The sequence below is a fragment of the Streptomyces sp. NPDC040610 genome (assembly GCF_055594065.1).
The window spans coordinates 556,511-583,070 of record NZ_JBVIXA010000004.1 but is presented as its reverse complement, the minus strand read 5'-3'; the positions used below and the strand labels follow the sequence as shown (position 1 = coordinate 583,070).

Below are 26,560 nucleotides of genomic sequence, written 5' to 3'. Positions count from 1 at the left end.
TCTCCCCCGCCTCTTCGGCGTCCGCCACGCCCCCCACACACAACACCCCCGAGGACCCCGTGCTCACCCCCCACCACCTGCTCTACGCCCTGCCCTTCTTCCTCCTCGCCTGCTTCCTCCTGTACTGGGCCGGGGCCCGGCACGCCTACACGCGCCGCAAACCCACCCCGGACGGCGACCCCGCGGCCTTCGACTGGCACTTCTTCGTGCCGTGCCGTGACGAGGAGACCGTGATCGGCGCGACCGTCACCCAGTTGCGCACCGACTTCCCGGCCGCGCACGTGTGGGTGGTCGACGACGACAGCGACGACACCACCGCGGCCGTCGTGACCGCGCTCGCCGACGGCGACAGCCACGTCCACCTGGTCTCGCGCCGCCGCCCCGACGCCCGCATCGGCAAGGGCGCGGCCCTCAACTCGGCGTACGCGGCCCTGAACGACTTCCTGCCCGCGGACGCCGACCGCTCCCGGGCCGTCGTGTGTGTCGTCGACGCCGACGGCCGCCTCGCGCCCGACGCGCTCGCGCGGGTCAGCGGCGACACCGGATTCGGCGACCCGGAGACCGGCGGGGTGCAGGTCAGCGTACGGATGCGCAATGTCACCGAGCGGCGTCCGCTGGCGGAGCACGGGCGGGTGGCCAACGCCTTCGCGCGGCTGCTGGTGCGGATGCAGGACATGGAGTTCGCGGTGTCCAACGCGGGCATGCAGCTCCTGCGCGGCCGCACCGGCTCCGTGGGGCTCGGCGGCAACGGCCAGTTCACGCGGCTGACGGCGCTCGACCGCATCGCCGCCGCCGAGCGCCGCCCCTGGCAGCGCGACGCGCTCCTGGAGGACTACGAGCTGGGCCTGCACATGATCCTCGGCGGCTACCGCGTCGCCCACATCGCCGACACCTACGTCTCGCAGGAGGGCCTGCCGCGCGCCCGCCGCTTCCTCACCCAGCGCACCCGCTGGGCCCAGGGCAACCTCCAGTGCGTGCGCTACGCGCCCCGCATCGTCGGCTCCCGGCACTACTCGGGCCGCGGCGTCCTGGAGACGCTGTACACCTTCATGCAGCCCCTCGCGCATGTCGCCACGCTCATCCTGAGCGTGCTGCTGCTCGGCGCGGTCGTCGCGGGCGGCTCGATGCGGGACGCGTTCCTCGGCAACTGGCCGCTGATCCTGGTCCTGTGCGCCCTGTCGGTGCTGCCGTTCGTGGCCTGGGGCCCGCTCTACCGCCGGGACTTCGCCCCGGACCGCTCCCGCCTCACCGGCCTGCTGTGGGGGCTCGCCCTGTGGCTGTACGCGTACCACGTGTTCATCGTGTCGGCGCGCGGGTTCCTGCGCCTGCTGCGGGGCCGCAACGGCTGGGCGAAGACGCGGCGCAACGCGGAGTCCGTGGGCACGGGGCCGGTGGCGACGGAGGCCTGACCGGCCGGGGGTACGTGGACGACGGCGACGACGGCGGTACGAAGACGAAGGCGCCCGGAACCGAGCGGTTCCGGGCGCCTTCGTGCGCGTATGTCTGAACTGCCTTACGCGGCCGGCAGGTTGTCCAGCTGCGTCTGGAGGCGGGCGATGTCCTCCTCGGCCTTGGCGAGGCGGCCGCGGATCTTGTCCACGACGTTGTCCGGCGCCTTGGCGAGGAACGCTTCGTTGCCGAGCTTGGCCGTGGCCTGCGCCTTCTCCTTCTCGGCGGCGGCCAGGTCCTTGGCGAGCCGCTTGCGCTCCGCCGCCACGTCGATCGTGCCGGACAGGTCGAGGGCGACACTCGCGCCCGCGACCGGCAGTGTCGCCGTCGCCGCGAAGGACTCGCCCTCGGGCTGGAGGCGCAGGAGCTGGCGGACCGCGGCCTCGTGCGGGGCGAACGGCGTGCCGTCCAGGGTGAGGCGGGCGGGGACCTTCTGGCCGGGCTGGAGGCCCTGGTCGGCGCGGAACCGGCGGACCTCGGTGACGAGGTCCTGGAGGGAGAGGATCTCCTTCTCGGCGCCCGCGTCCCGGAAGCCGCTGTCCTTGGGCCAGGCGGCCACGACGACCGACTCACCGCCGGTGAGCGTCGTCCACAGCGTCTCCGTCACGAACGGCACGACCGGGTGCAGCAGGCGCAGCGTGACGTCGAGGACCTCGCCGAGGACGCGCTTGCTGACCTCGGCCGCCGGGCCGCCCGCCATGAACGTGGTCTTGGACAGCTCCACGTACCAGTCGAAGACCTCGTCCCAGGCGAAGTGGAAGAGGGCGTCGGAGAGCTTCGCGAACTGGTAGTCCTCGTAGAGCCCGTCGACCTCGGCGACCACCGTGTTCAGGCGGGAGAGGATCCAGCGGTCGGTGGCCGACATCTCGGCGGCGTCGGGCAGCGGGCCCTCGACCGTGGCGCCGTTCATGAGGGCGAAGCGGGTGGCGTTCCAGATCTTGTTGGCGAAGTTCCGGGAGCCCTGCACCCAGTCCTCGCCGATCGGCACGTCCACGCCGGGGTTGGCGCCGCGGGCGAGCGTGAAGCGCAGCGCGTCGGAGCCGTACTTGTCCATCCAGTCCAGGGGATTGACGGCGTTCCCGAAGGACTTCGACATCTTCTTGCCGAACTGGTCGCGGACCATGCCGTGCAGGGCGATGGTGTGGAACGGCGGGGTGCCGTCCATCGCGTACAGGCCGAACATCATCATCCGGGCGACCCAGAAGAAGAGGATGTCGTAGCCGGTGACCAGGACGGAGTTCGGGTAGAACTTCGCGAGGCTGTCGGTCTTCTCGGGCCAGCCGAGGGTGGAGAACGGCCACAGGCCGGAGGAGAACCAGGTGTCGAGGACGTCGGTGTCCTGGGTCCAGCCCTCGCCGGTGGGCGGCTCCTCGTCGGGGCCGACGCAGACGATCTCGCCGTTCGGGCCGTACCAGACGGGGATGCGGTGGCCCCACCACAGCTGCCGCGAGATGCACCAGTCGTGGAGGTTGTCGACCCAGTCGAAGTAGCGCTTCTCCATCTCCTGCGGGTGGATCTTGACCTGGCCGTCGCGGACCGCGTCACCGGCGGCCTTGGCGAGCGGGCCGACCTTGACCCACCACTGCATGGACAGGCGCGGCTCGACGGTGGTCTTGCAGCGGGAGCAGTGCCCGACCGAGTGGGAGTACGGCCGCTTCTCGGCGACGATGCGGCCCTCGGCGCGCAGCGCGCCGACGATGGCGGAGCGGGCCTCCAGGCGGTCCAGGCCCTGGAAGGGGCCGGGGACGGTGATGATGGCGTGCTCGTCCATGACCGCGATGTTCGGCAGGCTGTGGCGCTGGCCGATCTCGAAGTCGTTCGGGTCGTGGGCGGGCGTCACCTTGACGGCGCCGGTGCCGAACTCCGGGTCGACGTGCTCGTCCGCGACGACCGGGATGGAGCGGTCGGTGAGCGGGAGCTTGATGAGCTTGCCGACGAGGTGCTTGTAGCGCTCGTCGTCGGGGTGCACGGCGACGGCGGTGTCACCGAGCATGGTCTCGGCGCGGGTGGTGGCGACGACGATGGTCTCGTCGCCCTCGCCGTACTTCATCGAGACGAGCTCGCCGTCGTCGTCCTGGTACTCGACCTCGATGTCGGAAATCGCCGTCAGACAGCGGGGGCACCAGTTGATGATGCGCTCGGCGCGGTAGATCAGCTCGTCGTCGTAGAGCCGCTTGAAGATCGTCTGGACGGCCTTGGAGAGGCCCTCGTCCATGGTGAAGCGCTCGCGGGACCAGGCGACGCCGTCGCCGAGGCGGCGCATCTGGCCGGAGATCTGGCCGCCGGACTCGCCCTTCCACTTCCACACGCGCTCGACGAAGGCCTCGCGGCCGAGGTCGTGGCGGGACTTGCCCTCCTTGGCCAGCTCACGCTCGACGACGTTCTGCGTGGCGATGCCTGCGTGGTCCATGCCCGGCTGCCACAGCACCTCATACCCCTGCATGCGCTTGCGGCGGGTCAGGGCGTCGATGAGGGTGTGCTCGAAGGCGTGGCCCAGGTGCAGGCTGCCGGTCACGTTCGGCGGCGGAATGACGACGGTGTACGGCGGCTTCTCACTGCTCGCGTCCGCGTCGAAGTAACCGCGCTCCACCCAGCGCTCGTACAGCGCCCCCTCTACCTCGGACGGCGCGTACTGCGTCGGGAGTTCGGGGACGGTCGCTGGGGGCTGCTGCTGAGCGTTCTCGGTCACGCGCCCAGTTTAGGGGTGTCACAGACTGGTCCCGAAACCAGAATCTTCAGTAACGGTTGCGGCCCCGGGGCCCACGGCACTCCCCGCGTCGGTCAGGATGTCGGGAACACATAAGCGCGCGCGAAAATTTGCGCGCGCTCAGGCGTTCGAGGGGAACCCCAGTAATGAGCTACAACCAGCCGGGCCCGTACGGCGGGCAGCAGCCGCAGCAGCCCGGGCCGTACGGCGGCCAGCCGCAGCAGCCTGGCCCCTACGGCCAGCAGCCGCAGGCCCCGCAGCCCGGCTACGGCTACCCCCAGCAGGCGCCGCAGGGGGTACCGCCGCAGCAGCCGCCCTACGGCCAGCCCGGCTACGGCCAGCCGCAGCAGCCCGGCCCCTACGGGCAGCACCCGCAGGCGCCCTATGGCCAGGTCCCCCCGCCCCCGCAGGGCGGCGGCAAGAAGACGGGCATGATCATCGGCGCGGTCGCGGTCGTCGCGGCCATCGGCGTCGGCGCCTACTTCGTCCTCGGCGGCAGCGACAGCGACGCCGGCACGGTCAAGGACGACGGCCCGCACAAGCTGACGATGCCCACGACGGTCCTCAGCGAGTACACCAAGAAGGATTCCAACGAGGGCTCCATGAGTCCTGAGGGCGTCGAGAAGGCCGAGAAGAACGGCGTGAAGAACGCCAAGGACGTCTCCGGCCAGTACGAGTCGGGCTCCAAGGACAACCCGCTCTCGCAGAAGCTGATCCAGTTCAACGGCATCTACGGCGAGATCGAGGACCCGGAGAAGGTCGTCGACTACATGTTCACGCGGGCGGAGAACGGCTTCTCCGAGGAAGAGGACTCCCCCGCCGGCTCCGGCTCCAGTTCCAGCGACCGGAAGCTCACTCCGGTCGGCGAGCCGAAGTCGTACAACCCCTCGGAGCTCGATGGCGCGATCATGAAGTGCCAGGAGATGAAGATGGAGCTCGGCTCCGGCTCCAGCTCGTCGTCGGCCGGGTCCCAGGGCCCGAAGGAAATGAAGATGCCGGTGTGCATTTGGGGCGACAACAGCACGATCGGTGTCGTGATCACGAACGACGTGGCGAGCGCCCTCGGGGGCAAGAGCCCTGACCTTGAGGAAGGCGCGACGACCGCGGCCAAGTTCCGCAAGGAAGTCCGCGTCAAGCTCTGACGCCGAGGTGCGCGTCGCGCACCGGCAAGGGCCCCGGCCGTCGCGGCCGGGGCCCGCTTCCGTCACGATGGTGCGCGCAGCACCGCATCACGAAGGGGGAACCCACGCATGAGCCACAACCAGCCGGGCCCGTACGGCGGACAGCCCGATCCCTACGGCGGCGGCCAGCCGCAGCAGCCAGGCCCCTACGGCCAGCAGCCCGGCCCCCAGGGCCCCGGCTACGGCTACCCGCAGCAGCAGCCCCAGCAGCCCGGCTACGGCTACCCCCAGCAGGCCCCGCAGGGCGTCCCACCCCAGCAGCCGCCCTACGGCCAGCCGCAGCAGCCCGGCCCGTACGGCCAGCAGCCGCAGGCCCCCTACGGCCAGGTCCCGCCGCCCCCGCAGGGCGGAGGCGGCGGCAAGAAGACGGGCTTGATCATCGGCGCGGTCGCGGTGGTCGCCGCGATCGGCGTGGGCGCGTACTTCGTGCTCGGCGGTGACGACAGCAGCTCCGCGAAGGTCAAGGACGACGGCCCGCACAAGCTGACGACGCCCGAGACCGTCATCGACGGCGAGTTCAAGAAGGACGGCGAATCCGGCGGCGCGTTCGGCGGCATCAACACCGAGAAGGCCGAGAAGGCCGGCGTGAAGAACGCCAAGGACGTCGGTGCGGACTACCAGTCCGGGAACAAGGACAACCCGCTGTCGGTCAAGGCCCTGAACTTCGGCGGCGTGTACGGCGAGATCGACGACCCGGAGAGCGTCGTGGACAAGATGTTCGCCAACGCCAAGAAGGAGCAGGGCAAGGGCTCGGGGCCGAAGACGACGGTGGTCGGCGACCCGAAGTCGTACAACCCGTCCGACCTCGACGGTGCGGTCATGAAGTGCCAGGAGATGAAGGTCGACACCAGCGGGTCGGCCAACTCCTCGGCGCCCAAGGAGACATCGGCGGCCGTCTGCATCTGGGGCGACCACAGCACGATCGGCTTCACCGTGAACGTCGACGTGGCCAGCGCCATGGCGGGCAAGAGCGCCGACCTGGGCGACGCCGCGGAGAAGACCGCGAAGCTCCGCAAGGACGCGCGCGTCAAGCTCTGACCCGTACGTTCGGACACCAGCGAGGGCCCGGTCGCTCCGGCCGGGCCCTTCGCGTGCCTCAGGGGGAGGACCAGAAGTGAGCAGCGGGAAGACCGTGGCCGCCGTCGCCGGGATCGGCGTCGTCGCTCTGCTCGGGGTCGGTGCGTATGTCGGCTTCGGTGGGGGCGACGGGGACGGCTCGGGTGGGGGTTCGGCTGCCGTCGTGGGGGGTGGGTCGTACAAGTTGATCGCGCCGAAGGCCGTGCTGGATGGGTATGCGCAGGTGAAGGGCATTACCTCGGCTCCGCTCGAAGAGCCCGCGCGCTTTGGGGTGCGGGGCGGGAAGACGGTTCAGGCGGTGTACGGCTCCGGCAGGAAGGCCGAGGCATTGAGCGCCGGGTTGATCCAGTACACCGGCGTGTACGGGACGATCGACGACCCGGAGAAGACCGTCGACGCGCTGTTCGCGGACCTCGCGGCCAAGGCGAGGAAGCCGGGCAAGGGCGGTGAGAAGAGCACGATGGTCGGCGAGCCGCAGGAGTTCGGCGCGGACGGTGTGGTCGTGAAGTGCCAGGAGACGCGGACCGAGGGCCGCACGGCCACCGCGGGCGTCAAGACGGCCCGCGTCGCCCTGTGCGCCTGGGCCGACCGCGGCACGGCCGCCCTCGTCATGCCCATGGACGCCCGCGCCACCAAGGCGGGCAAGGCCGTGTCCCTCGACGACGCCGCCGCCACGACGAAGAAGCTCCGCGAGGAAGTCCGCGTCGAGCGCTGACGCGTCCGTCCGTTCTGACGCGTCCATCCGTCCGTTCTCTGGGAGGGGAACCCGAACCATGAGTCCAAGACAGTCCCGATCCCGGTCCGGACCGGCCGTCGCCCTCGGCGCCGTGGCCCTCGTGGCCGCGCTCGCCGCCGGTGGGTACGTCCTGTACGCGGGCGGCGACGACAGCGGCAGCGACGACGACACGGCGTACACGCTGACGACGCCCAAGAGCGTCCTCGGCACCTACGAGAAGGCCGACACCGGCTCCGGCAGCGTCACCGGTCGCGACCTCAAGGCCATGGAACGGCACGGTGTCGAGCGCCCCGAGGCCGTCTCGGCGTACTACTCGGACGCCTCCGGGGGCGCGCGCAAGGGACTCGACTTCTTCGGCGCGTACGGCGAGATCGGCGACCCCGGGCGCGTCGTCGACGCCATGTTCGCCCGCTGGCGGAAGAACATCGACGGGCCCGCCATGGCGGCGATCGAACTCGTCGGCGAGCCAAGGGAGTTCACACCCGACGGCTTCGGCGGCAAGAGCGTGATGAAGTGCCAGGAGACCCGGTTCACCTCGGACGGGGACCGCCTGCACATGCCGATGTGCATCTGGAGCACCACCAGCACGGCCGGGTACGTCGTCCGGTCCGACTCCCGGGCCAAGGTCGGCGGCAAGGACCTTCCGCTGGACGACACCGCGGACGTCACCGCACAGCTGCTGCGCGACGTACGCGTCGAGAAGTAGACGTACACGTCGAGAAAGTAGTCGAGAAGGAGCAGCAGGCGGTACGACGCGAGGGCGCCCGGCGAGGTCAACTCGCCGGGCGCCCTCGTGTGTTGTCCGTGCCCGCTACGCGGACTTCTGCTCGCCCGCCCCGGGACCCCGCACCTCGCGCGGCACCAGCGTCGGGTTCACGTTCGAGTGGACGACATCCGCCGTGATGACGACGCGGGCGACGTCCTTGCGGGACGGCACCTCGTACATCACCGACTGGAGGACCTCCTCCATGATGGCGCGCAGGCCGCGCGCGCCGGTCTGGCGCAGGATCGCCTGGTCGGCGATGGCCTCCAGGGCCTCGCGCTCGAAGTCCAGCTCCACGCCGTCGAGTTCGAACAGGCGCTGGTACTGCTTCACGAGGGCGTTGCGCGGCTCGACCAGGATCTGGAGCAGGGCCTCGCGGTCGAGGTTGTGGACCGAGGTGATGACGGGCAGCCGGCCGATGAACTCGGGGATCATCCCGAACTTCACCAGGTCCTCCGGCATGATGTCCTCGAACTGGTCCTTCTCCTCCAGCTCCCGCTTGGAGCGGATGGTCGCGCCGAAGCCGATGCCCTTGGCACCCGCCCGCGACTCGATGATCTTCTCCAGGCCCGCGAACGCACCGCCCACGATGAACAGCACGTTCGTCGTGTCGATCTGGATGAACTCCTGGTGCGGGTGCTTGCGGCCGCCCTGCGGCGGGACGGAGGCCGTCGTGCCCTCCAGGATCTTCAACAGGGCCTGCTGGACGCCTTCACCCGATACGTCGCGCGTGATCGAGGGGTTTTCGCTCTTCCGGGCGACCTTGTCGATCTCGTCGATGTAGATGATGCCCGTCTCGGCCTTCTTGACGTCGTAGTCGGCGGCCTGGATGAGCTTCAGGAGAATGTTCTCGACGTCCTCGCCGACATAGCCCGCCTCCGTGAGCGCCGTCGCGTCCGCGATGGCGAAGGGGACGTTCAGCATGCGGGCGAGCGTCTGCGCGAGCAGCGTCTTGCCGGAGCCGGTGGGGCCGAGCAGCAGGATGTTGGACTTCGCCAGCTCGATGGCGTCCTCGCGGCCCTGTGCGCCGCCGTTCTCCCCGGCCTGGACGCGCTTGTAGTGGTTGTAGACGGCGACGGAGAGCGCCTTCTTGGCGGGCTCCTGACCGACCACGTACCCCTCGAGGAACTCGTAGATCTCGCGGGGCTTGGGCAGTTCCTCCCAGCGGACCTCGCTCGTCTCGGCGAGTTCTTCCTCGATGATCTCGTTACAGAGATCGATGCACTCATCGCAGATGTACACGCCGGGGCCTGCGATGAGCTTCTTGACCTGCTTCTGACTCTTTCCGCAGAACGAGCACTTGAGCAGATCGCCGCCGTCACCGATGCGTGCCACGGTGTGCTTCCCCTTCGCCTGGGAGACGCCGTTGGTGCAGCGGCTCCTGGTGCCTTGTATCCGACGGTACCTTGCCTGGCCCCCCGTTCGGGCCCCCCTTGGCGCGGTTCGCTTCCGCATGGGCCGCGGCGAGGGGTGGGCGGATGGTGCTGCGACGCCCCGGGCGAGGCCGGCTGGCGGCTCGCCCGGGGCTCGGACGAGACTTTAGAGAACCGAGTCGTTGTTCATCTTCCGGGTGGAGATGATCTGGTCGATCAGGCCGTACGCCAGCGCGTCCTCGGCGGTGAGGATCTTGTCGCGCTCGATATCGTCGCGGATCTTCTCGATCGGCGTCGTGGAGTGCTTGGCCAGCATCTCCTCGAGCTGCGTACGCATCCGGAGGATCTCGTTGGCCGCGATCTCCAGGTCGGAGAGCTGCTCGCGGCCGGTGCCGCCGGACGGCTGGTGGATGAGGACCCGGGCGTTCGGCAGGGCCATGCGCTTGCCCGGGGTGCCCGCGGCGAGGAGCACGGCGGCCGCGGAGGACGCCTGGCCCATGCAGACCGTCTGGATGTCGGGCTTCACGAACTGCATCGTGTCGTAGATCGCGGTGAGCGCCGTGAAGGAGCCGCCCGGGCTGTTGATGTAGACCGAGATGTCCCGGTCGGGGTCCATCGACTCCAGGCACAGGAGCTGCGCCATGACGTCGTTGGCGGAGGCGTCGTCGATCTGGACGCCGAGGAAGATCACGCGCTCCTCGAAGAGCTTCGCGTACGGGTCGTACTCGCGCACGCCCTGCGAGGTGCGCTCGACGAAGCGCGGGATCACATAGCGGTTGTCCACCTGCGGGCCGGTGTGCAGGCCCGAGGGCTGACCGCTGACGGGGAAGGTGTTCATCTGAGGCGTTCCGTCCTGGTGTGAGCGTGGCTTGGTCGGCTGGGGCCGCTCCCGGCGGCCGCCGCTGCGCGGGGCCGGTGCCGGGGGCCCGGGGGTGCCTTGGTCAGGCCCCCGTGCCGCCGCCGCCCGGAACACCCGAAGCGGCGCTGATGATCTCGTCGATGAGGCCGTACTCCTTGGCCTCCTCGGTGGTGAACCAGCGGTCGCGGTCACCGTCGCGGATGATCGCCTCGACCGTCTGGCCGGAGTGGCGGGCGGTGATCTCGGCCATGCGCTGCTTGGTGCGCAGCAGGTACTCGGCCTGGATCTTGACGTCCGAGGCGGTGCCGCCGATGCCGGCGGAGCCCTGGTGCATCAGGATGTCCGTGTGCGGCAGGGCGAAGCGCTTGCCGGCGGTGCCGCCGGTGAGCAGGAACTGGCCCATGGAGGCGGCCATGCCCATGCCGATGGTCACCACGTCGTTCGGGATGTACTGCATGGTGTCGTAGATCGCCATGCCGGCGGTCACCGAGCCGCCGGGGCTGTTGATGTAGAGGTAGATGTCCTTCGACGGGTCGGCCGCGAGGAGGAGCATCTGCGCCGTGATCTTGTTCGCGATGTCGTCGTCGACCTGCTGGCCGAGGAAGACGATGCGCTCGCCGAGCAGTCGGTTGTACACATGGTCGCCGAGGCCACCACCGATGGACGGCTCACCGGCTGCGTAAGGCATCAGATTCGTCACGTATCCACCTGCTCGTCTCTGACGGCTCCGGCCGTCTCGCATCTTCGTCCCGGGGGCAAGGACTCCACTGCCCCCGTATTCATGGACCCTAACGCGCAGGTGGGACAACGCCATCCCGGTTCCTGAACTGTTCGCTGGCAGCGCAAGGTCTGGCGGGGGCGCCTTGGGTGGACGCGGTGATCGGCCCTCGTCCGGGGGCGGAGGGCCTTGGCGGCCCTGGCCGGGGGCGGCAACCGTCCCCGCCGCTCCGCGGCGGTTCCCCCACCCGCCCGCCCGTTTCTGCCGTCCCCGGGGCACCCTCACGGGTATCCCCGTCCCTTCCCGAAGCCTCACCCACGACGACACAAACAAGCCCCCACCCCAAGGCTCCCGCAGCCCGCAGGGAGGCAACGCTGTGGGTGGGTGGGGCGTTCCGCCGCGCAGCGGCGGGACGGGGGGATGCAGCCCGGGTACGCCGAAGGCCCCCGCAGCGCGTGGTGACGCGGTGCGGGGGCCTTCCGGCGTACAGGAAGTACAGCGGAGGAGTCAGGCTCGACCTCCGAGGATCAGGCCTTGGCCTCGTCCTCGGTGGACTCGGTGGACTCGGCGGCGGCCTCGGCCGGGGCCTCGGCGGACTCGGCGGCGGGGGCCTCCTCGTCCTCGTCGTCGAGGTCGACGACCTCGCCGTTGGTGTCCTTGACCGTCGCGGCCTCGACGACGACCGCGAGGGCCTTGCCGCGGGCGACCTCGCCGACGAGCATCGGCACCTGGCCACCCTCGACGACGGCCTGGGCGAACTGGTCGGGGCTCATGCCGGAGGACTGCGCGCGACGCATGAGGTGCTCGGTGAGCTCCTCCTGGTTCACGTTCAGCTTCTCCTTGTTGACGAGCTCGTCGAGGACGAACTGCGTCTTGATGCCCTTGACCGCCTGCTCACGGGTCTCGGCGTCGAACTCTTCCTCGGTCTTGCCCTGGATCTCCAGGTACTTCGCGAGGTCGAGGCCCATCTGACCGAGCTGGTGGTGCTCCAGGTTGTGCTTGCGGGTGCGGATCTCGTCCTCGAGCAGCTTCTCGGGGACGGGCACCTCGACCAGCTCGAGGAGCTTCTCCAGGACGCGCTCCTGGGCCTGGGTGGCCTGGTCGAACTGACGGGCCGTCTCCAGGCGCTTGCGGCTGTCGGCCTTCAGCTCGTCGAGGGTGTCGAACTCCGACGCCAGCTGCGCGAAGTCGTCGTCCAGCTCCGGCAGTTCACGCTTGGCGACCTGGGTGACCTTGACGGTGACCTCGGACTCCTTGCCGGCCGCGGAGCCGCCCTTGAGCTCGGAGGTGAAGGTGGCTTCGCCACCGGCCTCCAGGCCCTTCACGGCGTCGTCGATGCCCTCGAGGAGCTCGCCGGAGCCGATCGTGTAGGAGACGCCGGACGCGACGCCGTCCTCCAGGACCTCGCCCTCGACCTTGGCCTCCAGGTCGATCGTCACGACGTCGCCGTCCTCGGCGGCACGCTCGACCGGGGACGTGGAGGCGAAGCGCTCGCGCAGCTCCTCGACGGCCTTGTCGACGTCCTCGTCGGCGATCTCGACGGCGTCGACCTCGACCTCGATGCCGGAGTAGTCCGGGATCTCGATGGTCGGACGGACGTCGACCTCAGCGGTGAAGTTGAGGGTCTCGTTGTCCTTCAGCTCGGTGATGTCCACCTCGGGCTGGCCCAGGACGTTGAGCTCCGCCTCGTTGACCGCCTCGGTGTAGAACTTCGGGAGGGCGTCGTTGACGGCCTCCTCCAGCACCGCACCGCGGCCGAACCGCTGGTCGATGACGCGGGCCGGGATCTTGCCCTTGCGGAAGCCCTTCACCGTGACCTGCTGGTTGATCTTCTTGTACGCCGCGTCGAGGCTGTCCTTGAGCTCCTCGAAGGGCACCTCGACAGTGAGCCGAACCCGGGTCGGGTTCAGGGTCTCCACGGCGCTCTTCACGGTTCGGTCTCCTTGTGGGCTGACTTCTTGGATTCTGCCCGGTTGAGAGACACACGGGCACGCAGCTTGCATAGTAACGGCACGCGGGAGCCGACCCACAATGCGATCTTGGACAACGGACCGCCGGGGCCGTGCGGAGTCAGGTCCCCGCCGGGAAACAGGCCACCGGATGCGGGGGAACCAGCTGGTCGGGGTGGCGGGATTTGAACCCACGGCCTTCCGCTCCCAAAGCGGACGCGCTACCAAGCTGCGCCACACCCCGTCGGTGCGACACGTAGGGTACATGCCCGCAGGCAGTGCGGCGCCCGCTCGAACGGGAGTGAATGGGGGTGTGCGGCGCACCGCCAGGACCCGCTACGATGCTGTCCGTGCCGCGCACGCTGACCTGCGAGGGGTCGCTGCGCGAGCTGTGCGGGCGTAGCTCAATGGTAGAGCCCTAGTCTTCCAAACTAGCTACGCGGGTTCGATTCCCGTCGCCCGCTCTGTGGCCTCCGGCCCGGTGTGCAGGTTCTTCCCTGTGCCCGGGCCGGGGGCTTTTTCGTGCGCCGGAGGGCTTGGGATCAGGGGTTCCGTACGTCGACGCTGTAGACGGAGCGGACGCCATAGGGGACGTAGAGGGCGTCGCCGACCAGAGTGAGCGGGGCTCCTCGTTCGGAGACCACGGAGGGACCGTCGCCCGCACTCTCGGGCGCCGGGTGGGTCCAGTCGACCTCACCCGTCTCCCGGTCGAGCGCCGCGACCCGGCCGCTCGGGGAGGCGAGGAAGACGTGGGACTCGGAGGCGAGCGGCGGCCCCGGCGACTCCACAGTGGAGTAGACGCTCCAGGAGAGACGGCCGGAGCGGGCGTCGATGGCGCGGACGCTGCCGTTGTTGTACGTGAAGTAGAGGGTGCCCCGGCTCAGCGTGACGGCCATGTCGCCGAGCGGCGGGTGATCCATGGCGATGGCCTTCGCACGGCGAGTGGACAGCTCCAGCGCGACGATCCGGTGGTGGGACTGGTCCTCCAGGGTCACGTCGCCGAACAGGAGGCGGCCGTCCGCATGCCCCAGGAGATCCATGCTCGCCCGGATGGTGACCGCCCAGTCCGGTTTCCCCGAGCCGAGGTCGACGCGGATGACGCGGATCCGCTCGCCCCGGGCGGGGCAGAGCAGGTAACCGTGCCCGTCGGCGGCGCGTATCCGGCAGTCCCTGGACGGAAGCCGTCTCTCCCAGCGGGGAACACCGTCGGCGGCGGGCAGCAGGGCGTACGTCTCACCCTTGACCCCGCGGGCGGCGAGTACTCCGGCGTCGGTCAGCGCCGCGCCGCCGCTGTCAGCGTCGGGGGCGGGGGCCTCGGCCTCCTCGCCCCGTCGTACGGACCTGCTCCACAGCTCGCGGCCCGTGCGGGCGTCCAGGGCCTGGACGGAGTAGTCGTCGATGCCTCTGTCGCCCCGCTCCGTCTGATCGTTGTCGTAGACGAAGATCCGGTCACCGGCGGCGCCGATGACATGGCCTTCCGACTTCCCCAAGAGGCCGGGTGACGTGTCGACGGGCTTGCTCCACGCGAACTCGCCCGTGCTCAGCGAGAATCGTGCCGCCTTCACGTCGTCGCCCGCACACAGGAGGCCACCGCGGGCGACGGCACAGTTCGCGAACAGGCTGCCCCCGTCCCCTATGCCGTCGAGGTCCTTGGATTCCCACGCCCGCCAGCCGCGAGGCAGGTCCGCGGCCTCGGAGTCAGACCCCGTCGGCCACAGCGCGAGCCCAGCCGCGAGGCCCGCGAGCAGCGTCCCCGCCGCGGCGACGGCGAGCGCGCGTCCGCGACGACGCCGACGCGCGGGTACGGGCTCCGCCTCGGCCGGGGAGGACGCCGACGGCAGCGGCTCCCCCCGCAACAACGCCAACAGTTCGTCCGGCGTCGGCCGTTCCTTGGGGTGCTTGGTCAGGCACTGGGTGACGAACGGGCGCAACTCGGCGGGGACGCGGTCGAGTTCGGGGACGGATTCGACGACGCCGGTCGCGGTCTCGTAGGGGGACGCGGAGTCGAAGGGGCCCCGGCCCGTCGCCGCGTACGTGAGGACCGAGCCGAGGGAGAAGATGTCCGAGGCGGGGCCCACGTCGCGGGGGGACGTGAGTTGTTCGGGGGACATGTAGGGCGGGGTGCCCATGACGCGGCCGGTCTGGGTGAGGGCGTCGGCGGCCAGGGCCTCGGCGGCGCGGGAGACGCCGAAGTCGATGACGCGGGGGCCGTCGTCGGCCAGCATCACGTTGGCCGGTTTGAGGTCGCGGTGGACGACGCCTACGCGGTGGATGTCGCGGAGGGCCTCGGTGAGCCCGGCGGCGAGTTCCAGGAGGCGGTCCGGGGGCAGCGGGCCCGCGCGGCGGACGTGGGTGCCCAGGTTCTCGCCGGGGATGTAGAGCGTGGCCATCCAGGGGCTCGCGGCGTCGGCGTCGGCGTCCACGACGGGCGCCGTGAACGCGCCGCTGACCTGGCGGGCGGCCGCCACCTCGCGGCGGAAGCGGGCGCGGAACTCCGGGTCGTCGGCGTACTGCCCGTGCACGACCTTGATCGCGAGGCGGCGTCCGGAGTCGGAGCGGGCGAGGTAGACCACGCCCATTCCGCCCGAGCCGAGCCGGTCCTCGACCGGATAGCCGCCGATCCGCGGTGGATCGGTTTCCCGTAGCGCCATCCGACCAGGACCCCCCGTCCGCCGCCGCGCACCGTCAGAACTGTATGTCCCCGATGGTCTCGGCCAGCGAGTCGAGGAGTTCTTGGATGTCGTCGGCCATTCCCGTCGAGGCGAGCACGAAGCCGAAGAGGGCCGCGACGATGGCGGGCCAAACCTTGATGTTTCCCTGACGCACCATCATGACAAGGACGATCGCCAACAGCAGTACAACTGACAGCGAAATGGCCACACAGATCACACCCTAGGTCGGTCGCTCTCCCGCCCGGGGGGTACGACCCGCACTCCCCCGCCAGAACCATCGTGCCACCAACAGGACCTCGCTATGCGGCCGGTGACACATCGTCGGCCAAGCCTTGACCAGTGGTGCGGTTGTTCCGCGGGGGCCGGAAGGGCCCCGGGCGCGCGCGGCGCGCGCCAACCAGGGCCATGCGTACGGGAATTCGACGCGTCCACCGGACGGCGAATTTCGACTTGATCGTTTCCATGGCCGGTCACCGCGGGGACGTCGGCGCGGCGTCTTCCGGCGCCGCGCGCCCGGCCGCGTACGCACAAGCAGTTCACAGGAATTCGAATTGTTGCCGAGAGCACATTGAGCGAGGCGCCATAACCCGCCACGCACCGATCAACCGGACATTTCACCAGAGTCGCCCGCGGGCGTTATGCGCGATTTAAGCGGTGTGAATGCTGACCTATCGGACAGTTAGCCATCGCGCAACGCGGGTACCCGCGCCACTCATAGGGAAAATCCGATGACGCCCTGATGGCGTTCCGATGGATGTGATGAACGGTGTCGATGAACAACCGGCGGGCGTGGCGCCGGAAACGAGGCAGAAGACGCGACGGGAACACGGCAGGAACGCGGAGTGATGAACGGGATGAATGAGTTGAGGGTTTTACGGGAACACCGGGGCGACGCTAGGGTGCCTCAGATGTTCCACGCTGCCATGACCCCCGCAGGCGCAGTGCGGTCCCGGATCGTCTCACCGAGCTCCTGGTGGGAGGGCCTGTGACGAACTCCGCTCAGCCGCACGGGCGGCACCGGGCGCCGCTGCCTCCCCTGCAGTCCGCTGGGCAGGAGCCGGTCCCCGGAATGCCGGGCCCCCGCGTCCCCCAGTCCGCCGCGGCCACGGCCACCCCCCGCCAGGCCGGCCGCCACTCCGCCCCACCCGTTCCCCCCACGTACCGAACCCCCCACTCCCCCACACGCGCGGTTCCCGCCACCGCCCGCCCCGCCGACACGGCCGGGAAGCCCGCCAAGCAGCGCGACGCGTTCTTCGACAACGCCAAGTACCTGGCGATCGTGCTGGTCGCGATGGCTCACGCGTGGGAACCCCTGACGGATCACAGCCGCACCGCCGAAGCGCTGTACATGACCGTCTACACCTTCCACATGCCGGCGTTCATCCTGATCTCCGGCTACTTCTCGCGCAGCTTCGACATGCGCCCGGACCGGCTCAAGCGGCTCGTGACCGGGGTCGCCGTGCCGTACGTGATCTTCGAGGTGGCGTACACCTTCTTCAAGCGGTGGGCCGACGACGATCCGACGCAGCCGATCAGCCTGCTCGACCCCTGGTACCTGACCTGGTTCCTGATCGCCCTGTTCGTGTGGCGGCTGACCACCCCGCTGTGGAAGATCGTGCGCTGGCCGGTGCCGCTGGCCCTGGCCATCGCCGTGCTCGCCGTGGTCTCGCCCGACATCGGCGACGACCTGGACCTCCAGCGGGTCCTGCAGTTCATGCCGTTCTTCGTGCTCGGCCTGTTCATCAAGCCCGAGCACTTCCAGCTGGTGCGCCGCCGCGAGGTGCGCCTCCTGTCGGTGCCGGTGTTCGCGTGCGCGGTGGCGCTCGCCTACTGGGCCGCCCCGAGGATGACGTCCGTGTGGTTCTACCGGCGCGACAGCGCCCAGGAACTCGGCGTCCCGTGGTGGGTCGGCGTGGTCATGACGCTGGCCCTGTTCGGCTGCTCGGTGCTGCTCACGGCGTGCTTCTTCGCCTGGGTGCCGCGCCGGAAGATGTGGTTCACGGTGCTCGGCGCCGGGACGCTGTACGGCTATCTGCTGCACGGCTTCCTCGCCAAGGGGTCCCGCTTCTGGGGCTGGTTCGACGCCAACCCGTGGCTGCACGAGCCCGCCGGTGAGGTGGTCGTGACGGTGATCGCGGGCGCCGTGGTGACGCTCCTGTGCACGCCGCCGGTGCAGCGGATGTTCCGCTTCGCCATGGAGCCCAGGATGGAGTGGGCCTTCCGGCGCGACGCCGCCGCGCTGGCCCGCGAGCGGGGTTCCGCACGCTGACGCCCGCGGGCCCGGCGGTGAGGTTCTCACCGCCGGGCCCGCGGGCTCCCTCGCTCCTCAGCGCCCCGACAGCAGCGCCCGCATGTGCGCGTACTTCGCCGTCAGGCGGTCCCGGGTCGTCTCGTCCAGTACGGCGAGACGGCCCGGATCCGCGTTGTGGGCCAGGTCGGCCTCCTTGACCAGGGCCGCGCCGGGAGTCGCGCGGATCCGGGCGGCGTACGCCTCCGGGGCCTCGCCGGGCCGCTTCGTGAGGGCCAGCACGATGGCCTTCGTGGCCGGGGCGAGGGCCGCCGCGTCCAGCCAGTCCGGCGTCAGTGCGTCGTCCTCGATCGCGTCGTGCAGCCACGCCGCCGCGATCTGCTCCCGCGAGCCGCCCCGCGCCCGCGTCCCCGCGGCGACCGCCGCCAGGTGCTCGGCGTAGGGCCGCCCCGCCTTGTCCGTCTGCCCGGCGTGCGCCCGCAGGGCCACCGCCTCCACCTCGGCCAACGTCATCAGCGTCATGTCGAGGACCCTAGCGCCGCCCGCGCGGGCACCGCCGTGGCGACCAGGCCGAGCACCACGGCCGACCCGGCGAAGGCCGCGTAGAGGAGCGGCGGGATGTAGGGGCCCTCGCCGGTGAGGCCCTTCATCATCGGGACCAGCGTGGCCAGCGCGATGGCGGTGCCGATGACGACGCCCGCGCAGGTCACGAGCAGCGCCTCCCAGCGGACCATCCGCAGGACCTGGCGCCGGGTGGAGCCGATGAGCCGCAGCGTGCCCAGCTCGCGCCGCCGGTCGAGGACCGTCATGACCAGGGTGTTGGCGGCGGCTACGGCCGCGAAGCCGCCGAGGACGGCCGCCATGGTGGTGTTCGCCCAGGCCTGCACCGCGCGGTCCTTGGACTGGGCGGTGGTGTAGTCGTCGCGGTCGAGGACCGTGCCCTGGGACGTCAGGTGCTTCAGCGCCGCGGCGGAGGAGCCCTTCGTCCAGATCTCCGTGTCGAACGCCGACGTGACGTGCCGCTTCATCTCGGCGCCGCCCAGGGTCACTTGGGACAGGCCGAGCCCGCGCTCGTACGTCGCGACGACCTCGGGCCGGGTCTTCGTGCCGTCGGGCAGCCGCAGTTCGACGCGGTCACCGACCTTCAGGTCCGCGTTGTGGGCGAGGTTCGCGTCCAGGGCGACCTTCCCCCTGCCGAGGTCGATCCGGCCGGACTCGACGTCGAGGTCCTGCACCTTGGCGAGGTTCGCGGCCGTGCCGGTGACGGCCTGCGTGCTGGCCGACTGCAGATAGCGGTCGCCGCCCGAGCCCATGGGCAGCAGCACGGAGGTCTTCAGGAGGCCGACGGCGGAGCCGCCGCCGGGTCCGGTGGCCTTGCGTACGGTCGCCGCGTCGAAGCCCGTCGTCGACGCCACGATGTGGTCCGCGGTGATGCCGTCGCGCTGCTGGTTCTCCGCCACCTTCTCCTCGGAGGTGTGCATGAAGACGAGCGTGGAGGCGAACGCCATCGCGAGCACGATGGGCGTGATCGCGGACGCCATCCTGCGGGCGTTGCTGCGGGAGTTGGCCGCGGCGAGCGCGGCGGAGGCGCTCGCGCCGCGCAGCGGCAGGCCGAACAGGCCCGCGCAGGCCCGCGCCACCAGCGGCCCGAGGAGCGCCACCGCGAGCATGAAGAGCATGACGACGCCGAGCGCCGCGTTCGCCGCGTCGTCGCCGCTGGTGTTGGCGGCGACGCCCGCGAGGACCACACCGCCGACGGCCGCCGCGGCCCCGAGGGGCGTACGGATCCAGCCGGGCCGCAGCCGCTCCACGGAGGCCTCGCGCAGGGCCTCGCCCGGCTTGATGCGGGCCGGGCGGCGCGCGGCCATCATCCCGGCGAACAGGGCGGTGACGATGGCCGTGCCGACGGCGGCGACCATCGGGATGTACGACACGGACAGGTCGACGGCCTCGGGGACCGCGCCCTTGTCCTTGAGCTGCCCGAACCACCAGTTCGCCAGGGCGATGCCCGGCAGACAGCCGAGGGCGCCCGCGAGCGGGGCCACCAGGAGCGTCTCCGTGGCGACGGTGCGACGGATCTGGCGCGGGGTCGTCCCGATGGCGCGCAGCAGCGCGAACTCGCGGGCCCGCTGGCCCACGGAGAGCGCGACGGTCCCGGCCGCGGTGAACACGGCGACCATCGCGGCGATGCCGCCGAAGGAGCCGCCCAGGCCGGTGAGGAGCTCCTCGGCCTCGGTGAGGCCCGGGTCCTCGGCACCGCCGCGGCCGTCACCGGTGTGCACCTCGGCCTTGTCGCCGAGGGCCTTGGCGACCTGGGACTTCAGCGTGGCGTCCGTGACGCCGTCCTTGGGCAGCACGGCGATGGCGTCGACGCGGCCGGGGTGCCCGGAGATCCGGGTCGCCTCGGAGTCCGCGAACCACGCCGTCGGGGCCCCGCCGACGACGCCGGAGACCCGGAAGTCCCGCGGGCCGTCGGCCGTGGTGAGCGTGACGCGGTCGCCGACGCGGGCCCCGGTGCCCGCGAGCACCACGTCCCCGGCGCCGGGCGCGCGGCCCGCGGTCAGCTTCTCGCCGGTGAAGGCGGTGGCGCCCCAGCCGTGCGCGGTCAGTTCCCTGCTCCCCTGCTTGACGGGGAAGGTGACGTCGGCGACGGCCGTACGCGCGCCGGGCGCCGAAGCCGCCTTCGCCACCAGGGAGTCGGCGAGGCGGGCGCGGTCGGTGACCGGGGCGCCGTTGTCGCTGCGGCTGTCGCCGCTGCCGGTCTCGAAGTGGGACTTCTGGTCGGCGGCGGCCACCACGGGCGCGTCCTTGTAGCGCACCGGTGGTACGGAGGCGCGCAGGCCGGTCTCCAGGAGGATGCCGCACGCGGACACGATGAAGGCGGCCATCGCGAGGGCGACGAACGTCCCCACGAACGCGGCGGGCTTGAAACGGACGGCCGCGCGGGCGAGCCCGTTGGGTACGAAGCTCACGCCGCCACTCCCGCGTACGCGGGGGCCGCGGCCCTCGTCAGCGTCGTCATCCGGTCCGCGATCCGCGCCGCCGACGCGCTCTCCAGGTGGTCGACGATGGCGCCGTCCGCGAGGAACAGGGTGCGGTCGGCGTGCGCCGCCGCGGCCGGGTCGTGCGTGACCATGACCACCGTGGCGCCCATGCCGTCCACGGCCGAGCGCAGCAGGTTCAGGATCTCGCCCGCCGTCGTCGTGTCCAGGGCGCCGGTCGGCTCGTCCGCGAAGATCACGTCCGGGGAGGTCACCAGGGCGCGGGCGATGGCCACGCGCTGCTGCTGGCCGCCGGAGAGCTGGCCCGGGCGGCGCCCTGCCTTGTCGCCCAGGCCCACCCGGGACAGCACCTCGGCCGCCCTGCGGCGGTCCGGGCGGTGGCCCGCGAGGCGCATCGGCAGCAGGACGTTCTGCTCGACCGTGAGCGACGGGAGCAGGTTGAACGCCTGGAACACGAAGCCCAGGCGGGTGCGGCGCAGGGCCGTCAGCTTGTTCTCGCTCATCCCCGTGATCTCCGTGCCGCCGAGGCGGACGCTGCCGTCCGTCGGGCGGTCCAGGCCCGCCGCGCACTGCAGGAACGTGGACTTGCCCGAGCCCGACGGGCCCATCACCGCGGTGAAGCTGCCCCGCGGCAGGGCCAGGTCTATGCCCCGCAGCGCGTGTACGGCGGCGGAGCCTCGGCCGTACTGGCGGCGCACCGCGCGCAGCTCCACGGCCCAGTCGGACGCCGTGCGGTCCGTGGCCGCGGGCTGGTCCTTGGTGGACTCGTTTCGCTGCCGCTGCTTCTTCTTGCGCAGCCCCATGGCGTGTGGCCTTCCGTCGTTCCTGCGTGGTCGATGCATTGAACGTACGGAGTGCGGGGTGTCCGCGACCATGAGGCGGCCCGCCGAGTATGGGTGGGGTTTCCCCCACCCCGCCCCTTCCCGAAACCGGGGCTGCGCCCCTGGACCCCGGGGGGGTGGGTGCCCTGCGCGGGCGGGCCGGTCCTCCCCCGAATCGGCGCTCCGCGCCTCGTCCTCAAACGCCGGACGGGCTGAAAACTACGCCGGGCGGGCCGGAGAGGCGCTGTGGCTGGGCGGGAAGGGTTCTGCGGCGTGGGGACGTTTCAGGGCTGATGGTGCCGGGCTTTTGGGTGGCCCGGGAGAAGTCAGGGCGGGTGGGTGGGAGAGAGCCCGTCCGGCGTTTGAGGACGAGGCGCGGAGCGCCGATACGGGGGTGCCCCCGGCGCGGCCGCACGGGGACCCGCCCAAGGCCCCCGGCCAGCTCACGCGTCGCGGCAGATCAACAACAGCGCCCGATCATCGTTGACATCCTTGGCGACCGCCTCGATGAGGTGCCACGCGGCACCGTGGAAGCCGCCGGGGACGTAGCGGTCGGCCTCACCGGTGAGCCGGTCGATGCCTTCGGCGATGTCGCGGTCGGCGGCCTCGACGATGCCGTCGGTGAAGAGCATGAGGACGTCGCCGGGCCGCAGGGACCCCTTGACGGGGTCGAACTGGGCGCCGTCGTACACGCCGAGGAGCGGCCCCTCGCCGGACTTCTCCTCCCAGCGCCCGGTCCCGGCGGAGAGCTGGAGGGCGGGCAGGTGCCCGGCGGAGAGCAGTTCGTAGTCGCCGGTCTCCAGGTCGAGGACGAGGTGGATGGAGGTGGCGAAGCCCTCGTCCCAGTCCTGCCGCAGCAGGTACCCGTTGGCGGCGGGCAGGAAGGCGTGCGGCGGCAGGGAGCCGAGGAGGCCCCCGAAGGCGCCGGAGAGGAGCAGCGCCCGCGACCCGGCGTCCATGCCCTTGCCGGAGACGTCGGTGAGGACGACTTCGAGGGTGCGCCCGCCGTTGGTGCGGGCGGCGACGACGAAGTCGCCGGAGAAGGACTGGCCCCCGGCGGGCCTGAGGGCCATCTCGCGATGCCAGCCGCGCGGCAGCTTGGGGAGCTTGCTCTGCACCCGGATCCGCTCGCGCAGGTCGAAGAGCATGGTCCCGCCGCCCCGCCAGGGCACCCCGACGCGGCTGCGGAACTGGGCGATGAGGAGCCCGAAGAAGCCGCAGGCGGCGACGGCGAGGACGGTGCCGGGGGTGACCCGGGCGGGCCCTTCCGTGTAGGGGCCGAGCTGCACGGACTCCACGATGAGGGCGGCCGCGGAGGCGGCGTACAGACCGAGGAGGCTGGAGGGGCGCAGGAGCAGCCCGCCGGCGACGATGGGCAGCACGAGCGCGGCGGGCGAGAACCACACCGGGTTGACGATCGTGCACGCGGTGATGACAGGGACGGTCAAGAGGAGTGCGGCGAGCGCCACCCAGTCGGAGCCGTCGCCCCGGAAGTAGTCGACACCGGATTTGCGCAGCCCTATGCGCGCCCGGTGCAGCCGCTTCTTCATGCGGGCCGGGAACGTCTCGGCTTCGGCACGCCGCGCACGCTGCTCGCGCCGCTCGCGCCCTTCTCGTCGTACCGCCATTGCTCGTGGACCCTATCCACCGGGCCAGGCACTTCGCACGGGAGGTACCTCTTGTCCCCCTTCAGGGGCACCTCACCCGTATCTCCACACCCAGCGTCCACACGCGCGTTCCGGTACGCGGAAAACAATTCGCCGCGCCCTTGGAGCCCTGGTAGGCATGGCATATGACAGCAGAATTGCGGGAGTTGAGCCAGGGCGACTGGGAGCAGTGGTACAAAACGCTGGACGTGGCCTTCGGTGGCGTGCCCGAGGCTCCTGAGGAGCGCGAGCTGTGGCGCGACCTCACCGAGTGCGAGCGCTCGATCGGCGCCTGGGACGGCGAGGCCTGCGTGGGCACGGCGGGCGCGTTCAGCTTCCGCATGTCCGTGCCGGGCGGCGCCGTGGTGGACACGGCGGGCGTGACGATGGTGGGCGTGGCGGCCACGCACCGGCGGCGCGGCCTGCTCACGGCGATGATGCGGCGCCAGCTGGACGACGTGCGGGAGCGCGGCGAGGCGGTGGCGGTCCTGACGGCGTCGGAGCCGGAGATCTACGGCCGGTTCGGGTACGGGGCCGGTTCGTTCCAGCACCGGATGGAGATCGACAAGGCCCGGGTCGGCCTGTCCGTCCCGCCGGGCACCGACGACGTACGACTGCGCTACGAGACGCCCGCCAAGGCCCTGCCCGCCTGTGAGGCGGTGTACGCGCAGCGGGTGCCCGGCCGCCCCGGCATGATGGCGCGGCGGCCCGGCTGGGAGCGTCTGGTCACCCTGGACCCGCCGTCCGAGCGCAACGGCGCGTCGCCGCAGCAGTGCGTGCTCGCCGAGCGCGACGGCGAGGTCGTCGGTTTCGCGTTCTACGCGGTCAAGCCCGAGTGGGACGCCCGGGGCCCCAAGGGCACGGTCAAGGTGCAGGACGTGGAGGCCCTGGACCCGGCGGCGTACGCGGCGCTGTGGCGCTTCCTGTTCGGCATCGACCTGACGTCGACGGTCCTGGCCCTGAACCGGCCGGTGGACGACCCGCTGGCCCAGCTCGTCACGGACGTGCGCCGCTGCGACCTGCGGACCCGCGATTCGCTGTACGTACGCCTGGTGGACCTGGGCGCCGCCCTCGAAGCCCGCACGTACCAGACCCCGATCGACGTCGTCCTGGACGTGGCGGACACCTTCTGCCCCTGGAACCAGGGCCGTTGGCGCCTGACCGGCGACCCCAAGGGCGCCTCCTGCAAGCGCGTCGCCGACGACACCCCGGCCGACCTCGCCCTCTCCATCCGCGACCTGGGCTCCCTCTATCTGGGCGGCGTCCCCCTCACCCAGCTCACCGCGGCGGGCCGGGTCCGTGAACTGCGCCAGGGTGCGGCGGCGGAGGCGGGCCCTGCGTTCGGCTCGGCCCTCGCACCGTGGCTGTCACACGGCTTCTAGACCGGCTCCGGACCGCCCGCCCGCGCCCCGCGGGGCTCCTTCGGTTTGCGGGTCGCCAGGTACAGGGCGAGGAACCAGCCGAGGACGCTGGCGCCGAAGAGGACGTTGACGACCAGAACCAGCCAGCGGTTCTCCGCGTTCCGCCAGAAGGCGAGGAGCGCGGGGAGAAGGTAGAGGACGAGGAACGCCAGAGCAGCGGCTACGGCGAACAGCGCGCCCAGGTCGTCGAACACGTTGGTGGTACCTCTTCTTTTCCTTGTTCTTGCTGCTCTTGCTGTTCTTGTACTTGTCTCGGCCGGAGCCCGGTTCTCGTCACGGCCGGTGGCCCCGCGGCTGGCAGGTCGGGCACCAGAAGAGGTTGCGGGCGGCAAGATCGGCGGTGCGGATCTCGCCGCCACAGATGTGGCAGGCCTGGCGGGCTCTGCGGTACACGTACACCTCGCCGCCGTGGTCGTCCACGCGCGGCGGGCGGCCCATCGCCTCCGGCATGTGCTCGGGGCGGACCGTGTCGATGCGATTGTGCCGGACGCCCTCGCGCATCAGGTCCACCAAGTCCGCCCAGATCGCGGTCCATTGGGCGTACGTTAGGTCCTTGCCGGGCGTGTACGGGTCGATGCCGTGGCGGAACAGGACCTCGGCGCGGTAGACGTTGCCCACGCCCGCGACGACCTTCTGGTCCAGGAGGAGCGCGGCGATCGTCGTGCGGCTGCGTGAGACGCGGCGCCAGGCCGTCTCCGGGTCGTTCCCCTCGCCCCGCGGGCGCAGCGGGTCCGGGCCCAGGCGGGCGTGTATCGCCTGCTTCTCCTCGTCCGTGATCAGGGCGCAGGTCGTCGGGCCGCGGAGGTCCATGTACGCGGTGTCGTTCGTCAGGCGGAGGCGAACGGTGTCCGTGGGCGGGGGCGCGGGGGCGGCGCCGAAGGTGACCTTGCCGAAGAGGCCCAGGTGGATGTGGATCCAGCCCGTGTCCGGGAAGCCCAGGAAGAGGTGCTTGCCGTGGGCCTCCGCCGTGTCCAGGGGCCTGCCCGTCACCAGGGCCGCGCTGTCGGAGAACTTGCCCTGCGGGCTGCTGGCGGTCGTCTTCCGCCCCTGGAACCGGTCCCGGTGGTCGGCCGCGAGCCGGTGGATCGTGTGGCCTTCCGGCACGGGGTGCTCCTTGTTGCGGAGGGGGTGGGCGGGGCCCTGCCGGGGGCTCCCCAACCCCGCCCCTTCCCGAAACCGGGGGCTGCCGCCCCCAGACCCCCGCTATCGGCGCTCCGCGCCTCGTCCTCGAACGCCGGACGGGCTAGAACCTTGCCGCAGCGGCGAGATATACAGCCCCTCCGGCGTTTGAGGAGCGGGGGTCTGGGGGCAGCGCCCCCAGTTACGGGAAGGGGCGGGATCGGGGAGAGCCCCCGGCAGGGCACCCCACCTCAGCCCTGCTGCGGGTGATGCGCCGGGATGGCCGGCAGCTCGCCGGTGCTCTCGTAGCGGGAGAGCATCTCGATGCGACGGGTGTGGCGGGACTCGCCGGAGTACGGCGTGGCAAGGAAGATCTCGACGAACTTCGTGGCCTCGTCCTGGCTGTGCATCCGCCCACCGATGGAGATCACGTTGGCGTCGTTGTGCTCCCGCCCGAGCGCGGCCGTCTGGTCACTCCAGGCGAGAGCGGCCCGCACCCCCTTCACCTTGTTCGCCGCGATCTGCTCCCCGTTCCCGGAGCCACCGATGACGATGCCGAGGGACTCGGGGTCCGCGGCGGTCTTCTCCGCGGCACGCAGGCAGAACGGCGGGTAGTCGTCCTGGGCGTCGTAGATGTGGGGCCCGCAGTCGACGGGCTCGTGCCCGTGCGCCTTGAGCCATTCGACGAGGTGGTTCTTCAGTTCGTAGCCGGCATGATCCGAGCCGAGGTACACGCGCATGGAGCGAAGTCTGGCATGCACGGCGGCGTGCGGCCGCCGTGGGGCGGCGGGGCACCCCTCCGGGCACCCATTGGTGCAG

The 26,560-nt window shown here is 71.1% G+C and carries 21 protein-coding genes and 2 tRNA genes; 8 read left to right on the top strand and 15 right to left on the bottom strand.

Going from position 1 to position 26,560, the window contains the following annotated elements:
- Positions 1–59: 59 nt before the first annotated feature.
- Positions 60–1,409, top strand: a complete 1,350-nt coding sequence (locus ACZ6AA_RS18420; protein WP_471458928.1) for a glycosyltransferase family 2 protein — start codon at positions 60–62, stop codon at positions 1,407–1,409.
- A gap of 104 nt (positions 1,410–1,513) precedes the next feature.
- On the opposite strand, the gene ACZ6AA_RS18415 is transcribed toward ACZ6AA_RS18420, so the two are convergent.
- Positions 1,514–4,138: a valine--tRNA ligase gene (locus tag ACZ6AA_RS18415; RefSeq protein ID WP_468449720.1), complete on the bottom strand. Its 2,625-nt coding sequence runs from the start codon at positions 4,136–4,138 to the stop codon at positions 1,514–1,516.
- A gap of 164 nt (positions 4,139–4,302) precedes the next feature.
- Here ACZ6AA_RS18415 and ACZ6AA_RS18410 point away from each other — a divergent pair, with 164 nt between their 5' ends.
- The 4 genes from ACZ6AA_RS18410 to ACZ6AA_RS18395 all read left to right on the top strand — a co-directional run bounded on the left by ACZ6AA_RS18410 (position 4,303) and on the right by ACZ6AA_RS18395 (position 7,856).
- A complete protein-coding gene (locus tag ACZ6AA_RS18410) occupies positions 4,303–5,298 on the top strand; it encodes a hypothetical protein (protein WP_471458926.1) in 996 nt (331 codons plus the stop codon).
- 108 nt (positions 5,299–5,406) lie between these two features.
- A complete protein-coding gene (locus ACZ6AA_RS18405) occupies positions 5,407–6,375 on the top strand; it encodes a hypothetical protein (RefSeq protein WP_471458924.1) in 969 nt (322 codons plus the stop codon).
- 76 nt (positions 6,376–6,451) lie between these two features.
- On the top strand, positions 6,452–7,129 hold the full coding sequence (locus tag ACZ6AA_RS18400) for a hypothetical protein (protein WP_468449723.1): 678 nt from the start codon (positions 6,452–6,454) through the stop codon (positions 7,127–7,129).
- Between the two features lie 58 nt (positions 7,130–7,187).
- The gene (locus tag ACZ6AA_RS18395) at positions 7,188–7,856 is read left to right on the top strand and encodes a hypothetical protein (protein WP_471458922.1); all 669 of its coding nucleotides are present in this window, start codon (positions 7,188–7,190) and stop codon (positions 7,854–7,856) included.
- A 105-nt stretch (positions 7,857–7,961) separates the two neighbouring features.
- Here ACZ6AA_RS18395 and clpX read toward each other — a convergent pair whose 3' ends face one another.
- The 5 genes from clpX to ACZ6AA_RS18370 all read right to left on the bottom strand — a co-directional run bounded on the left by clpX (position 7,962) and on the right by ACZ6AA_RS18370 (position 13,056).
- On the bottom strand, positions 7,962–9,248 hold the full coding sequence (gene clpX, locus ACZ6AA_RS18390; RefSeq protein WP_164325049.1) for an ATP-dependent Clp protease ATP-binding subunit ClpX: 1,287 nt from the start codon (positions 9,246–9,248) through the stop codon (positions 7,962–7,964).
- 204 nt (positions 9,249–9,452) lie between these two features.
- Positions 9,453–10,124: an ATP-dependent Clp protease proteolytic subunit gene (locus tag ACZ6AA_RS18385; protein ID WP_468449725.1), complete on the bottom strand. Its 672-nt coding sequence runs from the start codon at positions 10,122–10,124 to the stop codon at positions 9,453–9,455.
- Positions 10,125–10,227: 103 nt separating this feature from the next.
- Positions 10,228–10,833 (bottom strand): ATP-dependent Clp protease proteolytic subunit, encoded by a 606-nt coding sequence (locus tag ACZ6AA_RS18380; RefSeq protein ID WP_030362534.1) that lies wholly within the window; start codon positions 10,831–10,833, stop codon positions 10,228–10,230.
- 557 nt (positions 10,834–11,390) lie between these two features.
- Positions 11,391–12,794, bottom strand: coding sequence for a trigger factor (gene tig, locus ACZ6AA_RS18375; RefSeq protein ID WP_468449726.1), 1,404 nt, complete (start codon positions 12,792–12,794; stop codon positions 11,391–11,393).
- Between the two features lie 185 nt (positions 12,795–12,979).
- Positions 12,980–13,056: transfer RNA gene (locus ACZ6AA_RS18370), tRNA-Pro, on the bottom strand.
- A 149-nt stretch (positions 13,057–13,205) separates the two neighbouring features.
- On the opposite strand from ACZ6AA_RS18370, the gene ACZ6AA_RS18365 reads away from it, so the two are divergent.
- A tRNA-Gly gene (locus ACZ6AA_RS18365) sits at positions 13,206–13,276 on the top strand.
- Between the two features lie 78 nt (positions 13,277–13,354).
- On the opposite strand, the gene ACZ6AA_RS18360 is transcribed toward ACZ6AA_RS18365, so the two are convergent.
- Together ACZ6AA_RS18360 and ACZ6AA_RS18355 are read right to left on the bottom strand one after the other, a co-directional pair.
- Positions 13,355–15,463, bottom strand: a complete 2,109-nt coding sequence (locus ACZ6AA_RS18360) for a serine/threonine-protein kinase (RefSeq protein ID WP_468480796.1) — start codon at positions 15,461–15,463, stop codon at positions 13,355–13,357.
- Between the two features lie 34 nt (positions 15,464–15,497).
- On the bottom strand, positions 15,498–15,692 hold the full coding sequence (locus tag ACZ6AA_RS18355; protein ID WP_030362531.1) for a hypothetical protein: 195 nt from the start codon (positions 15,690–15,692) through the stop codon (positions 15,498–15,500).
- Positions 15,693–16,469: 777 nt separating this feature from the next.
- On the opposite strand from ACZ6AA_RS18355, the gene ACZ6AA_RS18350 reads away from it, so the two are divergent.
- Positions 16,470–17,753 (top strand): acyltransferase family protein, encoded by a 1,284-nt coding sequence (locus ACZ6AA_RS18350; protein ID WP_468449728.1) that lies wholly within the window; start codon positions 16,470–16,472, stop codon positions 17,751–17,753.
- A gap of 57 nt (positions 17,754–17,810) precedes the next feature.
- On the opposite strand, the gene ACZ6AA_RS18345 is transcribed toward ACZ6AA_RS18350, so the two are convergent.
- From ACZ6AA_RS18345 to ACZ6AA_RS18330, 4 genes are all read right to left on the bottom strand, one after another.
- Complete coding sequence (locus ACZ6AA_RS18345) at positions 17,811–18,254, bottom strand: HD domain-containing protein (RefSeq protein WP_468449729.1); 444 nt, start codon at positions 18,252–18,254, stop codon at positions 17,811–17,813.
- Positions 18,251–20,704 carry an ABC transporter permease gene (locus ACZ6AA_RS18340; RefSeq protein ID WP_468480795.1) on the bottom strand — a complete coding sequence of 818 codons (2,454 nt, stop codon included), beginning with the start codon at positions 20,702–20,704 and terminating at the stop codon, positions 18,251–18,253. Before ACZ6AA_RS18340 ends, ACZ6AA_RS18345 begins: the two co-directional genes overlap by 4 nt.
- Positions 20,701–21,537, bottom strand: coding sequence for an ABC transporter ATP-binding protein (locus tag ACZ6AA_RS18335; RefSeq protein WP_468449731.1), 837 nt, complete (start codon positions 21,535–21,537; stop codon positions 20,701–20,703). Before ACZ6AA_RS18335 ends, ACZ6AA_RS18340 begins: the two co-directional genes overlap by 4 nt.
- 461 nt (positions 21,538–21,998) lie before the next feature.
- Positions 21,999–23,183 (bottom strand): PP2C family protein-serine/threonine phosphatase, encoded by a 1,185-nt coding sequence (locus ACZ6AA_RS18330; protein ID WP_190113731.1) that lies wholly within the window; start codon positions 23,181–23,183, stop codon positions 21,999–22,001.
- Positions 23,184–23,347: 164 nt separating this feature from the next.
- On the opposite strand from ACZ6AA_RS18330, the gene ACZ6AA_RS18325 reads away from it, so the two are divergent.
- Positions 23,348–24,583: a GNAT family N-acetyltransferase gene (locus ACZ6AA_RS18325; RefSeq protein WP_468480794.1), complete on the top strand. Its 1,236-nt coding sequence runs from the start codon at positions 23,348–23,350 to the stop codon at positions 24,581–24,583.
- Here ACZ6AA_RS18325 and ACZ6AA_RS18320 read toward each other — a convergent pair.
- From ACZ6AA_RS18320 to ACZ6AA_RS18310, 3 genes are all read right to left on the bottom strand, one after another.
- Positions 24,580–24,816, bottom strand: coding sequence for a superinfection immunity protein (locus tag ACZ6AA_RS18320; protein ID WP_468449733.1), 237 nt, complete (start codon positions 24,814–24,816; stop codon positions 24,580–24,582). The two genes, ACZ6AA_RS18325 and ACZ6AA_RS18320, sit on opposite strands and share 4 nt — an antisense overlap.
- A gap of 79 nt (positions 24,817–24,895) precedes the next feature.
- Positions 24,896–25,726: an Fpg/Nei family DNA glycosylase gene (locus ACZ6AA_RS18315; protein ID WP_471458918.1), complete on the bottom strand. Its 831-nt coding sequence runs from the start codon at positions 25,724–25,726 to the stop codon at positions 24,896–24,898.
- A 266-nt stretch (positions 25,727–25,992) separates the two neighbouring features.
- A complete protein-coding gene (locus ACZ6AA_RS18310) occupies positions 25,993–26,481 on the bottom strand; it encodes a ribose-5-phosphate isomerase (protein ID WP_471458916.1) in 489 nt (162 codons plus the stop codon).
- Between the last annotated feature and the right edge of the window lie 79 nt (positions 26,482–26,560).